The sequence below is a fragment of the Burkholderia cepacia genome (assembly GCF_029962485.1).
GTDB lineage: Bacteria > Pseudomonadota > Gammaproteobacteria > Burkholderiales > Burkholderiaceae > Burkholderia.
On the sequence record NZ_CP073637.1, the window covers coordinates 2,575,892 to 2,589,002 of the forward strand.

Consider the following 13,111-nt stretch of genomic DNA (forward strand, 5'->3'; position numbering starts at 1 on the left):
GCCGCCGTTTCCGGGTCGATCGCGCGTCAGTGATCGCGCTGCGACGAGCGCGCCGGATTCGCGCGCCCGCGGATGGCCATGTAGGCCCAGAACACATAGCCGGACAGGCCGTACAGCACGAACAGGCAGAACAGCATCAGCGGCGGATCGGACGACACGAGCACGAACGCGACGACGACCAGCAGGATCGCCGCGAACGGCACGCGGTGCCGCACGTCGAGCGCCTTGCCGCTGTAGAACGGCGCGTTCGACACCATCGTCACGCCCGCGTAGATCGTCAGCACGAACGCGACCCACGGCAGCCAGCCAAGCTTCATCGGCACGCGGTTGTCGGTCGCGAGCCACACGAAGCCCGCGATCAGCGCGGCGGCGGCCGGGCTCGGCAGCCCCTGGAAGAAGCGCTTGTCGACCACACCGATGTTCGTGTTGAAGCGCGCGAGACGCAGCGCGGCGCCCGAGCAGTAGACGAACGCGGCGAGCCAGCCCCAGCGGCCGAGATCCTTCAGCACCCACTCGTACATCACGAGCGCGGGCGCGACGCCGAACGACACCATGTCCGACAGGCTGTCGAACTGCTCGCCGAACGCGCTCTGCGTATGCGTCATGCGCGCGACGCGCCCGTCCATCCCGTCGAGCACCATCGCGACGAAAATCGCGATCGCGGCGATCTCGAAGCGCACGTTCATCGCCTGCACGACCGCGAAGAAGCCGCAGAACAGCGCGGCGGTCGTGAACGCGTTCGGGAGCAGGTAGATGCCGCGCGTTTTCAGGAACCGCTGACGCGCGGCGCGGCGGCTCTCGAGCGGCGCCTGATCAGGCGCCATTATCTTGTTGCGGCGAAACGGACGTGGCGTCTGGCCGGAGCCGTTACGCGGCCGACGCGGTTTGAATGCGGCCATCGTGCGCCCCGCCGCTTACTGCTCGAGCTCGGCGAGGATCGTCGACGACGCGTAGACCTTCTCGCCGATCGACACCTTCGCACGGCTGCCGAGCGGCAGGTACACGTCGACGCGCGAACCGAAGCGGATGAAACCGTAGCGCTGGCCACGCGACAGCGGCTCGCCGGCACGGACGTAGCAGAGAATCCGGCGGGCGACGAGCCCTGCGATCTGCACCGCGGTGACGGTCTTGCCGCTCGCCGTCTGGATCACGACCGCGTTGCGCTCGTTCTCGGTCGACGCCTTGTCGATCGCCGCGTTCAGGAACGCGCCCGGGAAGTACTCGACCTTGGTGATCGCGCCATCGACCGGCGAACGCTGCGAATGGACATTGAATACATTCATGAACACGCTGATCTTCAGCGCTTCACGGTTCGCGTACGGGTCTTGTGCGGTCTCGACCGCGACGATGCGGCCGTCTGCCGGGCACAGCACCGCATTCGGCTGCGCGGGGATCGGGCGCTGCGGATCGCGGAAGAACTGGACGACGAAGACGAGCAGCAGCCAGAACGGCCACGCGAAGCCGAAGCCCCCGACGGCGTGGATCAACAGCGCGATGACGGCAGCAATCGCGATGAACGGCCAGCCTTCGCGCGCGATGATCGGATGAGGATAGTTCATGGATTCGTTCTGTGTTCGGTGAATTGCAAAGCCCGTAGGATAGCAAAAGCCGCCCGGGGCACTGCTGCCTTCGGACGGCTTTTTGATACCGACCCTCCACTCGAAGGGCCGGAACAGCACGCGGTGCTTAGTTCTTCGTCTGGTCGACGAGCTTGTTCTTCGCGATCCACGGCATCATCGCACGCAGCTTCGCACCGACCTGTTCGATCTGGTGCTCGGCCGTCAGGCGACGGCGCGACTGCAGCGTCGGTGCGCCTGCCTTGTTCTCGAGAATGAAGCTCTTCGCGTACTCGCCCGTCTGGATGTCGGTCAGGCACTGCTTCATCGCCTTCTTCGTCTCTTCCGTGACGACGCGCGGGCCCGTCACGTACTCGCCGTACTCGGCGTTGTTCGAGATCGAGTAGTTCATGTTCGCGATGCCGCCTTCGTAGATCAGGTCGACGATCAGCTTCAGTTCGTGCAGGCACTCGAAGTACGCCATTTCCGGCGCGTAGCCTGCTTCGACCAGCGTCTCGAAGCCAGCCTTGATCAGCTCGACGGTACCGCCGCACAGCACGGCCTGCTCGCCGAACAGGTCGGTTTCGGTCTCTTCACGGAAGTTCGTCTCGATGATGCCGGCACGGCCGCCGCCGTTCGCTGCCGCGTACGACAGCGCGATGTCGCGTGCCGCGCCCGACTTGTTCTGCGCAACCGCGATCAGGTGCGGCACGCCGCCACCTTGCGAGTACGTGCCGCGCACGGTGTGGCCCGGTGCCTTCGGCGCGATCATGATCACGTCGAGGTCGGCGCGCGGGATCACCTGGCCGTAGTGGACGTTGAAGCCGTGTGCGAATGCCAGCGCCGCGCCTTGCTTGATGTTCGCGTGCACTTCCTTCGCGTACACGTCGGCGATCTGCTCGTCCGGCAGCAGCATCATGACGACGTCCGCGCCCTTCACCGCTTCCGCGACTTCCTTGACCGACAGGCCGGCGTTTTCAGCCTTGCTCCACGACGCGCCGTCCTTGCGCAGGCCGACCGTCACGTTCACGCCGCTTTCCTTCAGGTTCAGCGCGTGTGCATGGCCTTGCGAGCCGTAGCCGATGATCGTGACTTGCTTGCCCTTGATGAGGGAGAGGTCGGCGTCTTTGTCGTAGAAAACGTTCATGATGGTTCCTTCGCTAATTCAAAAATTCAACAATTCGTTCGGATGGAGTACTGCGGGCCGGGACATGACGGCGCACCCGGCGTGCCATTGGGCATCACACCTTCAGGATGCGCTCGCCGCGTCCGATGCCGGAGCTGCCGGTGCGCACGGTCTCTAGGATCGCGCCCGCGTCCAGCCCCTGGATGAATGCGTCGAGCTTGTCGCTCGCGCCCGTCAATTCGATCGTGTAGGTCTTTTCGGTCACGTCGATGATGCGGCCGCGGAAAATGTCCGACATCCGCTTCATTTCTTCGCGCTCCTTGCCCACTGCACGTACCTTGATCAGCATCAGCTCGCGTTCGATGTGTGCACCGTCGGTCAGGTCCACCACTTTCACCACCTCGATCAGGCGGTTCAGATGCTTCGTGATCTGTTCGATCACGTCGTCGGAGCCAATGGAAACGATGGTGAGCCGCGACAGCGATTGGTCTTCGGTCGGCGCCACCGTCAAGGTTTCGATGTTGTAGCCGCGTGCGGAAAACAGACCGACCACGCGCGACAGCGCGCCCGGTTCGTTCTCCAGCAGGACGGAAATGATGTGTCTCATGTTCGCTTCTTCCAGAATGTGTCCGTGTCGATTCACTCGCGCCGCGCGCCGCCGCGTGCCGCACCGCCCTTCGTGAAGGCGGCCGCATCCGGCCGGACGCGCGTCGCGCCGTTACAGATCTTCCGATCCGAGCAGCATCTCGGTGATGCCCTTGCCGGCCTGGACCATCGGCCAGACGTTTTCGGTCGGATCGGTCTGGAAGTCGAGAAACACGGTGCGGTCCTTCAGGCGCAGCGCTTCCTTCAGCGCCGGCTCCACATCCGAGGTCTTTTCGATCCGCAAGCCGACATGGCCGTACGCTTCGGCGAGCTTCACGAAATCAGGCAGCGCATCCATGTACGAATGCGAATAGCGCTTGCTGTATTCGATCTGCTGCCACTGGCGAACCATGCCGAGATAGCGGTTGTTCAGCGAAATGATCTTCACGGGCGTGTCGTACTGCAGGCAGGTCGACAGTTCCTGGATGCACATCTGGATCGAGCCTTCGCCCGTGATGCACAGCACGTCGTCGTCCGGGTGCGCCATCTTGACGCCCATCGCCGCCGGCAGGCCGAAGCCCATCGTGCCGAGGCCGCCGGAGTTGATCCAGCGACGCGGCTTGTTGAATCGGTAGAACTGCGCCGCCCACATCTGGTGCTGGCCGACGTCCGAGCACACGAACGCATTGCCGTCCGTCAGCTCCCACGCCTTCTCCACCACGTACTGCGGCTTGATGATCTCGCTCTCGCGGTCGAACTTCAGGCAGTCCTTCGAACGCCAGCCCTCGATGTCCTTCCACCATTGCGCGAGCGCCTCGGTGTCGGGGCCATGCTCGGCCGTCTGCAGTTGCTCGATGAGCTCCTTCAGCACTTCCTTCACGTCGCCGACGATCGGGATGTCGACCTTCACACGCTTCGAGATCGACGACGGGTCGATATCGATGTGGATGATCTTGCGCGGACGCGACGCGAAGTGCGCCGGGTCGCCGATCACGCGGTCGTCGAAGCGGGCACCGATCGCGATCAGCACGTCGCAGTGCTGCATCGCCATGTTCGCTTCGTAGGTGCCGTGCATGCCGAGCATGCCGAGGAATTTCTTGTCCGACGCGCGATAGCCGCCGAGGCCCATCAGCGTGTTCGTGACCGGGTAGCCGAGCAGGTCCGCGAACTGGTTCAGTTCACGCGACGCGTCGGCGAGGATGATGCCGCCACCCGTGTAGATATACGGGCGCTTTGCCGTCAACAGCAGCGACACCGCCTTGCGGATCTGGCCCGAATGGCCCTTCGTGACGGGGTTGTACGAACGCAGCGACACGCTCTTGACGGGCTCGTACTGGCACGGCGTCTTCGAGATGTCTTTCGGGATGTCGATCAGCACCGGGCCCGGACGGCCGGTACGGGCGATGTAGAACGCCTTCTTGACGGTTTCCGCGAGGTCGCGCACGTCCTTCACGAGGAAGTTGTGCTTCACGCACGGACGCGTGATGCCGACGGTGTCGCATTCCTGGAAAGCGTCCTGGCCGATCGCGGCAGTCGGCACCTGGCCGCTGATCACGACCATCGGGATCGAATCCATGTAGGCCGTTGCGATGCCGGTCACCGCGTTGGTGACACCGGGGCCCGACGTCACGAGACAGACGCCGACATTGCCGGTGGAACGCGCATACGCATCGGCTGCGTGCACGGCCGCCTGTTCATGGCGCACCAGCACGTGCTGAATCTTGTCTTGCTTGTACAGCTCGTCGTAGATGTAGAGAACCGAGCCGCCGGGGTAGCCCCAGATGAATTCGACGTTTTCGTCGGCGAGTGCCTTCATCAGCACGGTGCCGCCGATGGAGTCGCTATCGGGAGGGGAAAGGGGTTCCGACGTGGAGAATTCCGCGCTGGGCATGTTCATTTTGACCTTTCGAATTTTCGGCAAAAAATTGATCGGGTGCTCTCTGCCGGGCTTGTGGCTCGGGTTCAAGCGGCGCGTCCAGTTTGAAGGGCGGGCTTCTTGGGCCAGCCTCAAATGAGACCATCACTTCATGTTGCGAATCGTTGACGATAGCGGGTCGTGATTGGGTCGTCAAGCAAAATATCCCGCACCGCATCATGCACGCCGTCCGGCGCCCCGCCACCGCGGCTCGCGCGCAACGTACGGGGCCCAATCCGGTCCCAAGCGGCACGAAAATTTGATAGCATCCGCGGGTTTTACGAAATTTTTCGACCTTTTACACCACGCAGCGGCCCGCAGCGCATACCTTCACGGAATGGCATCAGACAAGGAACTCGCCGACTTTCTGGCGGGCGTCGAAAGGCGCGCGTTCAAGCAGGCTGCGTACGCCGTGCGTGACGACGATGCGTCGCTCGACATCGTGCAGGACGCGATGATCAAGCTTGCGGAAAAGTACGGCGACCGGCCGGCGGCAGAATTGCCGCTGCTTTTTCAGCGGATCCTGCAAAACACGATCCACGACTGGTTTCGTCGGCAGAAAGTCCGCAACACTTGGGTCACGCTCTTCTCGTCGCTGAACAATACCGACGACGACGACTTCGACCCGCTCGAAACACTCGAATCCGCGGACGACAACGCGGGCGTCGAGAGCAGCGAGCACCGCCTCGAAAGAGAGCAGGTTCTGGCCCTGATCGACGAAGAAATCCAGAAGCTTCCAGCGCGTCAACGGGAAGCGTTCCTGATGCGTTATTGGGAAGATATGGATGTCGCCGAGACTGCCGCCGCAATGGGGTGCTCCGAAGGCAGTGTGAAAACGCACTGCTCTCGCGCCACTCACACCCTCGCGCACGCGCTCAAGGCCAAAGGAATCACGCTATGAGCTCCGCTCCCGAAAACCGAGAACACGAATTCGCGCTGAAGGTGCGCCGCGCGCTTGACGAGCGCGCGACCGCCCTGCCTGCCGCGACCACCGACCGTCTGGCCGCAGCGCGCCGGGCTGCGCTCGCGCGCAAGAAGCCCGAAGCCGCGACCGCGCCGGTGTTCGTGCCGGCCTTCGCCGGCGCGGCCGGTGCGTACGGCTCGGCGCCCGCGAACCGCCCGCAGGTGTCGTTCGCGCGCCGCCTGCTGCGCGCGTGGCCGCTGGCGCTGCTGCTCGCGGGGCTCGTCGGCATCGCCTACTGGGAAGACATGCAGCGCACCGCCGAACTCGCCGACATCGACGCGGCGATGCTCAGCGACGACCTGCCGCTCAACGCGTATCTCGATCACGGGTTCAACGCGTATCTTTCGCGCGCTCACTAACAGACAATAACGAGGGGATCGCACGGGTGAGTCAGAAGCGCGGCCTGGCCGTATTTTTCGGATGCGTGATTGCGATCGCCGTTTCCTACGTCGCCACGTATTCCCGATTCCACCCGGCCCCCGCGACGTCCACCGTCGCGGCCACCAGCCCTGCCGCGCCCGCCTCGGCCGCGACCGGGCCGACCACCGAACTCCCGTCGCTGCCCCTGCCGCTGCCGGCCGCCACCGGCCCGCTGTCGTGGGCGCGCCTCACGCCGGCCCAGCATGCCGCTCTCGCGCCGTTCGCCGACCAATGGGATGGCTTCAGCGACGCCCGCAAGCGGAAATGGCTGAAGATCGCATCGCGTTTCGCGAAGTTGTCGCCCGATGACCAGAAGCGCCTGCAGGACCGGATGGCCGAATGGGCCAAGATGACGCCCGAGCAGCGCCGCGTCGCGCGCGAGAACTACCAGAGCGCGAAGGAGCTGTCCGCCCAGGCGCGCGAGCGCGCGTGGAAGGCCTATCAGCAGCTCCCCGAGGAACAAAAGGAACGTCTCGCGGCCGCCGAACGCCGCCGCAAGCCGAGCGTCGTCAGCGCACCGCCGACCGTCGCCGACCGTGACGTTCGCCGCCTCGTCAATTCACACGAACATCCGGCAAGCGGCGCGGCCACCGCACCGGCGCCCGCCTCGGCCGGCGCCGCCGCGCAGCCGGTACCGGCCTCGTCGACGGCCGGCACCGCGTCCGCACCGGCCGCGGTGGCGCCGGTGTCGCCGGCCGACGCACCCTCGCTGTTCAAGGGCTCCTGAGCGGCCGTGGCGAACGCCCGCGCACCCGAGATCCCGGCCGCCGCGCCGTCGGTACGGCGGCGCCTCGCCGCGCTGCTTTACGAAGGCGTGCTGCTGTTCGGCGTCGTGTTCTTCGCGGGGCTCGCATTCAGCCTCGCGACGCAGCAACGCAACGGCCTCGTCCATCACAACCTGCTCGCCGCCTGGATCGCGCTCGTCGTCGGCGCGTACTTCGTGTGGTTCTGGACGCACGGCGGCCAGACGCTGCCGATGAAGACCTGGCGGCTGCGCCTCGAATCGTCGAGCGGCCGGCCACTGAGCGCCGGCCACGCGCTCGTCCGCTATGCGCTCGGCTGGCTGTGGTTCCTGCCGCCGCTCGCGCTGCATCCGCTCCTCGGCCTGTCGGTGCCCGTCACGCTCGCGCTTACGGCCGCCTGGATCGTCATCTGGGCCGGCGCTGCCCGGCTGCATGCCGGCCGCCAGTTCCCGCACGACCGGATCGCGCGCACGCGCGTCGTCGCGATACCGCGCTGACGCGCCGCTTTCGCCAGACAAAAAACCGCTCGTCCCGCCTTCCGTCACCCGGCCCGACGGCCTTGCCGGACAACCGTCGCCCGTTCCGTGCGGCAGGTTACACAACGCCCGTTGATTCACTGCTAAACACCCTACGACGGTCGTAATAAGAACGTCTCGTGACTGTCACGGCACAGTCACGCCCGCATGGCGGAATGCCGGTAATGTCAACCGGCGCGAGTCATGCATGGGCCAGAAAACGTCCGCGACCTCCCTGTTCCGTCACCCTATCGGCGCACGCGCCGCCACCGCCTTCCTGTCCGGCTCGGCTGCAACCGATGACCTGGCGTCGCAAGAACCGCCTGCCGCGCATACCACGCAGCACGACGATCCCGACCCGTCCACCCATCGCTACCGCACCATCTGGCTGTCCGACATCCACCTCGGCTCGAGCGGCTGCCAGGCGCCGTACCTGCTCGACTTCCTGCGCCACAACGATTCGGAATACCTGTACCTCGTGGGCGACATCATCGACGGCTGGCAGCTGAAGAAGGGCTGGTACTGGCCGCAGGCGCACAACGACGTCGTGCAGAAGATCCTGCGCAAGGCGCGCAAGGGCACGCAGGTCATCTACATCCCCGGCAACCACGACGAAGGCGCGCGGCAGTTCTGCGACCTCGCGTTCGGCGACATCCAGGTGCGCGGCGAGGCGTTCCACACGACGCTCGCGGGCAAACGTTTGTGGATCGTGCACGGCGACCTGTTCGACGGCGTGATCCAGCACGCGAAGTGGCTCGCGTACCTCGGCGACACGCTCTACACGCTGATCCTCGTGCTGAACCGCTGGTTCAACCGGATCCGCAGCCGGCTCGGCTTCCAGTACTGGTCGCTGTCGCAGTACCTGAAGCACCAGGTCAAGAACGCGGTCAACTTCATCTCGCAGTTCGAGACCGTGATGACCGACGAGGCGCGCCGCCGCGGCTGCGACGGCGTCGTGTGCGGCCACATCCACAAGGCGGAGATCCGCGACATCGACGGCGTGCTGTACTGCAACGACGGCGACTGGGTCGAAAGCCTGTCCGCACTCGTCGAAACGATGGAAGGCGAACTGAAGATCGTCTACTGGACGGTGATGCGCACCGCACCGTCGGAGACTTCGTCGCGCAAGGCCAAGGCCACTGCCTGACACAACCCTACTTACAGGACACAAGCCGCGATGAAGATCATGATCGTCACCGACGCGTGGGAACCGCAGGTCAACGGCGTCGTGCGCACGCTGAAGAGCACGTCGCGTGAGCTCACGGCGCTCGGCCACCGCGTCGAACTGCTGACGCCGCTGGAATTCCGCACGGTGCCCTGCCCGACCTACCCCGAGATCCGCCTGTCGATCCTGCCGTACCGCAAGCTGCGCGCGCGGATCGATGCGTTCGCACCCGATGCGCTGCACATCGCGACGGAAGGCCCGCTCGGCCTCGCCGCGCGGCGCTACGCGCGCTCGCGCAAGCTGCCGTACACGACCGCGTACCACACCCGCTTCCCGGAATACGTGCAGGCGCGCTTCGGCATTCCGCTGGCCGCGACCTACCGCTTCCTGCACTGGTTCCACGGCCCGTCGCTCGCGGTGATGGCGCCGACGCCGGTCGTCAAGCAGGACCTCGAGAAATTCGGCTTCACGAACGTCGTGCTGTGGACCCGTGGCGTCGACCTCGAGGTGTTCCGGCCGATGGAGTCGAAGGTACTCAACACGGCGCGGCCGATCTTCCTGTACGTGGGCCGCGTCGCGATCGAAAAGAACGTCGAGGCGTTCCTGCGCCTCGACCTGCCCGGCTCGAAGTGGGTCGCGGGCGAAGGCCCCGCGCTCGCGGAGCTGAAGTCGCGCTATCCGGAGGCGAACTATCTCGGCGTGCTGTCACAGGCCGAGCTGGCAAAGGTGTATGCTGCGGCCGACGTGTTCGTGTTTCCGAGTCGCACCGACACGTTCGGCCTCGTGCTGCTCGAAGCGCTCGCCTGCGGCACGCCGGTGGCAGCGTATCCCGTCACGGGCCCGATCGACGTGCTCAGCGGCGGTGACGCGGGCTCGATGCACGAGGACCTGCAGGAAGCCTGCCTCGAAGCGCTGAAGATCGAACGCTCGACCGCGCGCGCGTGGGCCGAACGCTTCTCGTGGCGCGCGGCGTCCGAGCAGTTCGCGTCGCATCTGAAGCCGCTGCCGAAGACCGCGTACTCGCCAGCCGAAGGTGCCGCCGTTTGAAACGAGACCTGAACGACAAGACCCCGCCCCCTGCCTCCGCGCCGCAACGGCACCGCCCGTTCGACGAGGAAGAGCCGCATGCCGAAGCGGACGTGCACGCGCACGAGCCGCTCGGCCCCGACGACCAGCTGTCGCCGCTGCCGCCGAATCCGTACAAGCGCCACCGCGGCATCACGCGCGCATGGTATGCCCTCAAGCATTCGCTGAACGGCTTTCGCGTGGCGATCCGCGAGGAGAGCGCGTTTCGCCAGGAGCTCACGCTCGCCGCATTGATGCTCCCGATCGGTGCGTTCGCACCGGTGCCGGCGGCGTCGCGCGCGCTGCTGATCGGCTCGGTGCTGCTCGTGCTGATCGTCGAGCTGCTGAACTCGAGCGTCGAGGCCGCGATCGACCGCATCTCGCTCGAGCGCCACGAACTGTCCAAGCGCGCGAAGGACCTCGGCAGCGCGGCCGTGACGGTCGCACTGTTCGCGTGCGTGACGACGTGGGGCTTCGTGCTGGGCCCGGTCGTCGCGCACTGGCTCGGCTTCTAGACAGGTTCCGGGCGCATGCGCCGCGCACCGCCCGCGTGCGGCGCTGCACCATGCGCGGTGCGGAGCCGCGAACACGAAATGCGCCCGATGTGGCGAAACCCCGGTTTATAATCGTCCGCTAGACATAGAACAGCAACCCGCGCCGGACGAATCACGCAGCATCGATTGCAGCGCCCGCCAGTCCGGCACACACAGGGCCGGACGACATGGAAGCGAAACCTCCCCGCCGCACCCGCGAACGGATTCTCGAGTTGTCGTTGAAACTCTTCAACGAGATCGGCGAGCCGAACGTCACGACCACGACGATCGCCGAGGAAATGGAAATCAGTCCAGGCAACCTGTACTACCATTTCCGCAACAAGGACGACATCATCAACAGCATCTTCGCGCAGTTCGAGCAGCAGATCGAACGGCGGCTGCGTTTCCCCGAAGATCACCGTCCGACGATCGACGAAACCTGGTCGTACCTGCAGTACATGGCCGATTTCATGTGGACCTACCGGTTCCTGTATCGCGACCTCAACGACCTGCTCGCACGCAATCGCACGCTCGAGACACACTTCAAGCAGATCATCAGCCACAAGGTGCGCTTCGCGCACGACATGTGCGAGCTGCTCGTGTCCGACGCGGAAATGGTCGCGACGCCTGCCGAGATCGAAGTCATCGCGACCAACATGGCCGTGATCTCGACGTACTGGCTGTCGTATCAGTACGTGATGCATCCGCGCAAATACAACGACCAGGACGCGATCCGCGAGGAACTGCACCAGGTCAGCATGCACGTGATCTCCGTGATGGCGCCGTACCTGCGCGGCCGTTCGCGCCAGCTGTTCGACGATCTGGTCTCGGGCAAGCTGCCGAAGCGCCAGTTCACCGACTACCTGCCGCCGCGTGACGGCTCGCCGCGCCCGGCGGACAGCCCCGTCATCACCGGGCAGGCCCCCGCCAAGGATTCCAAGCAATGAAGGCAGTCTGTGTTTACTGCGGCTCGTCGTCCGGCGTGCGGCCCGTCTACGCCGACGCCGCACGTGCATTCGGCCGCGCGCTCGTCGATGCGGGCCTCACGCTCGTCTACGGTGGCGGCCGCGTCGGCCTGATGGGCGTGATTGCCGACGAGGTGATGGCGGCCGGCGGCCGGGCGGTGGGCGTGATCCCCGAATTGCTCGTCGACAAGGAAGTCGGCCATACAGGGCTGTCGGAACTGCACGTCGTGCCCGACATGCACCACCGCAAGAAAATGATGGCCGACCTCTCCGACGCGTTCGTCGCGATGCCCGGCGGCGCCGGCACGCTCGAAGAGCTCTTCGAGGTCTACACGTGGGCGCAGCTCGGCTATCACCGCAAGCCCGTCGCCGTCTACAACATCGATTCGTTCTACGATCCGTTGATCGCGCTGCTGCGCCATACGGTCGACGAAGGCTTCATGCGTCCGGCCTATTTCGACGCGCTGTGCGTCGAATCCGAACCCGTCGAACTGATCGAGCGACTGCGCCGCTACCAGCCGCCCGCCCGCGACAAGTGGGCACCCGACGCAGCGAAGTAACCGTCACCGGAAACCGCCCGCAATGACCGCACCGTCCGATCGCAAGGCCGTCCTCATCACCGGCGCGAGCCGTGGCATCGGCCGCGCGACCGCCGTGCTCGCGGCCGAACGCGGCTGGGACGTCGGCATCAATTACGCGCGCGACGCGGCGGCGGCCGAACTCACAGCGCAGGCTGTCCGCGACGCGGGCGGCCGCGCATGCATCGTCGCGGGCGATGTCGCGAACGAGGCGGACGTCATCGCGATGTTCGACGCCGTCACGGCCGCGTTCGGACGTCTCGACGCGCTCGTCAACAACGCCGGCATCGTCGCGCCATCGATGCCGCTCGCCGACATGCCGGTCGACCGGCTGCAGCGGATGTTCGACACCAACGTGCTCGGCGCCTACCTGTGCGCACGCGAAGCCGCGCGCCGGCTGTCCACCGACCGTGGCGGCCGCGGCGGCGCGATCGTCAACGTGTCGTCGATCGCCTCGCGGCTCGGCTCGCCGAACGAATACGTCGACTATGCGGGGTCGAAAGGCGCGGTCGACTCGTTGACGATCGGCCTGGCGAAGGAACTCGGCCCGCACGGCGTACGCGTCAACGCGGTGCGCCCCGGCCTGATCGAAACCGACATTCACGCCAGCGGTGGCCAGCCGGGCCGGGCGGCCCGCCTCGGCGCGCAAACGCCGCTCGGCCGCGCGGGCGAAGCGCAGGAGATCGCCGAAGCGGTCGTCTGGCTGCTTGGCGACGCGGCGTCCTACACGACGGGCGCCCTGCTCGACGTCGGCGGCGGCCGGTAATCTCGCCCGAGCGGCGCGCCCGAAGCGCCGCCAGGAACGACCTGTCGTCACGACACCACAAATCTCCACAATTTCGTGACGGTTTCAGTAAACATCCGTAATAGTTCCGTGCTCTACTAGCGGGCAATCAGACAGGCGTCGTAAACGTCTGGTCTTTGCCGCCCTGATGTGGCCCTTATCGGTCCTGCCCAAGTCGCGGACCCGCTCGACTCGAT

15 protein-coding genes are annotated in these 13,111 nt (G+C 65.7%); 10 read left to right on the forward strand and 5 right to left on the reverse strand.

Annotation, left to right across the window (positions count from 1 at the left end; translation table 11 throughout):
• Positions 1 to 26 precede the first annotated feature (26 nt).
• The 5 genes from pssA to KEC55_RS12020 all read right to left on the reverse strand — a co-directional run bounded on the left by pssA (position 27) and on the right by KEC55_RS12020 (position 5,164).
• Entirely contained in the window at positions 27 to 899 is an 873-nt protein-coding gene (pssA, locus tag KEC55_RS12000) for a CDP-diacylglycerol--serine O-phosphatidyltransferase (RefSeq protein ID WP_176050385.1), read from the reverse strand.
• Positions 900 to 914: 15 nt separating this feature from the next.
• Positions 915 to 1,559, reverse strand: a complete 645-nt coding sequence (locus KEC55_RS12005) for a phosphatidylserine decarboxylase (protein ID WP_031401923.1) — start codon at positions 1,557 to 1,559, stop codon at positions 915 to 917.
• Between the two features lie 127 nt (positions 1,560 to 1,686).
• Positions 1,687 to 2,703 carry a ketol-acid reductoisomerase gene (ilvC, locus tag KEC55_RS12010; RefSeq protein ID WP_034190794.1) on the reverse strand — a complete coding sequence of 339 codons (1,017 nt, stop codon included), beginning with the start codon at positions 2,701 to 2,703 and terminating at the stop codon, positions 1,687 to 1,689.
• Between the two features lie 94 nt (positions 2,704 to 2,797).
• Positions 2,798 to 3,289, reverse strand: coding sequence for an acetolactate synthase small subunit (ilvN, locus tag KEC55_RS12015; RefSeq protein WP_006398781.1), 492 nt, complete (start codon positions 3,287 to 3,289; stop codon positions 2,798 to 2,800).
• Between the two features lie 111 nt (positions 3,290 to 3,400).
• The gene (locus KEC55_RS12020) at positions 3,401 to 5,164 is read right to left on the reverse strand and encodes an acetolactate synthase 3 catalytic subunit (protein WP_282505637.1); all 1,764 of its coding nucleotides are present in this window, start codon (positions 5,162 to 5,164) and stop codon (positions 3,401 to 3,403) included.
• A 355-nt stretch (positions 5,165 to 5,519) separates the two neighbouring features.
• Here KEC55_RS12020 and KEC55_RS12025 point away from each other — a divergent pair, with 355 nt between their 5' ends.
• The 10 genes from KEC55_RS12025 to KEC55_RS12070 all read left to right on the forward strand — a co-directional run bounded on the left by KEC55_RS12025 (position 5,520) and on the right by KEC55_RS12070 (position 12,896).
• Positions 5,520 to 6,083 carry an RNA polymerase sigma factor gene (locus KEC55_RS12025; RefSeq protein WP_128844254.1) on the forward strand — a complete coding sequence of 188 codons (564 nt, stop codon included), beginning with the start codon at positions 5,520 to 5,522 and terminating at the stop codon, positions 6,081 to 6,083.
• Entirely contained in the window at positions 6,080 to 6,505 is a 426-nt protein-coding gene (locus tag KEC55_RS12030) for a DUF3619 family protein (RefSeq protein ID WP_282505638.1), read from the forward strand. The genes KEC55_RS12025 and KEC55_RS12030 overlap by 4 nt, the downstream gene beginning before the upstream one ends.
• A 26-nt stretch (positions 6,506 to 6,531) precedes the next feature.
• On the forward strand, positions 6,532 to 7,293 hold the full coding sequence (locus KEC55_RS12035; protein ID WP_282505639.1) for a DUF3106 domain-containing protein: 762 nt from the start codon (positions 6,532 to 6,534) through the stop codon (positions 7,291 to 7,293).
• 6 nt (positions 7,294 to 7,299) lie between these two features.
• The gene (locus KEC55_RS12040; RefSeq protein WP_282505640.1) at positions 7,300 to 7,806 is read left to right on the forward strand and encodes an RDD family protein; all 507 of its coding nucleotides are present in this window, start codon (positions 7,300 to 7,302) and stop codon (positions 7,804 to 7,806) included.
• A 226-nt stretch (positions 7,807 to 8,032) separates the two neighbouring features.
• A complete protein-coding gene (locus KEC55_RS12045) occupies positions 8,033 to 8,971 on the forward strand; it encodes a UDP-2,3-diacylglucosamine diphosphatase (protein ID WP_282505641.1) in 939 nt (312 codons plus the stop codon).
• Positions 8,972 to 9,001: 30 nt separating this feature from the next.
• Positions 9,002 to 10,036: a glycosyltransferase family 4 protein gene (locus KEC55_RS12050; RefSeq protein WP_282505642.1), complete on the forward strand. Its 1,035-nt coding sequence runs from the start codon at positions 9,002 to 9,004 to the stop codon at positions 10,034 to 10,036.
• Positions 10,033 to 10,569, forward strand: a complete 537-nt coding sequence (locus tag KEC55_RS12055; RefSeq protein ID WP_282505643.1) for a diacylglycerol kinase — start codon at positions 10,033 to 10,035, stop codon at positions 10,567 to 10,569. Before KEC55_RS12050 ends, KEC55_RS12055 begins: the two co-directional genes overlap by 4 nt.
• Positions 10,570 to 10,775: 206 nt before the next feature.
• A complete protein-coding gene (locus KEC55_RS12060) occupies positions 10,776 to 11,534 on the forward strand; it encodes a TetR/AcrR family transcriptional regulator (RefSeq protein WP_282505644.1) in 759 nt (252 codons plus the stop codon).
• Positions 11,531 to 12,112 (forward strand): TIGR00730 family Rossman fold protein, encoded by a 582-nt coding sequence (locus KEC55_RS12065; RefSeq protein ID WP_048020480.1) that lies wholly within the window; start codon positions 11,531 to 11,533, stop codon positions 12,110 to 12,112. The genes KEC55_RS12060 and KEC55_RS12065 overlap by 4 nt, the downstream gene beginning before the upstream one ends.
• A gap of 22 nt (positions 12,113 to 12,134) precedes the next feature.
• The gene (locus KEC55_RS12070) at positions 12,135 to 12,896 is read left to right on the forward strand and encodes an SDR family oxidoreductase (RefSeq protein ID WP_282505645.1); all 762 of its coding nucleotides are present in this window, start codon (positions 12,135 to 12,137) and stop codon (positions 12,894 to 12,896) included.
• Positions 12,897 to 13,111 lie beyond the last annotated feature (215 nt).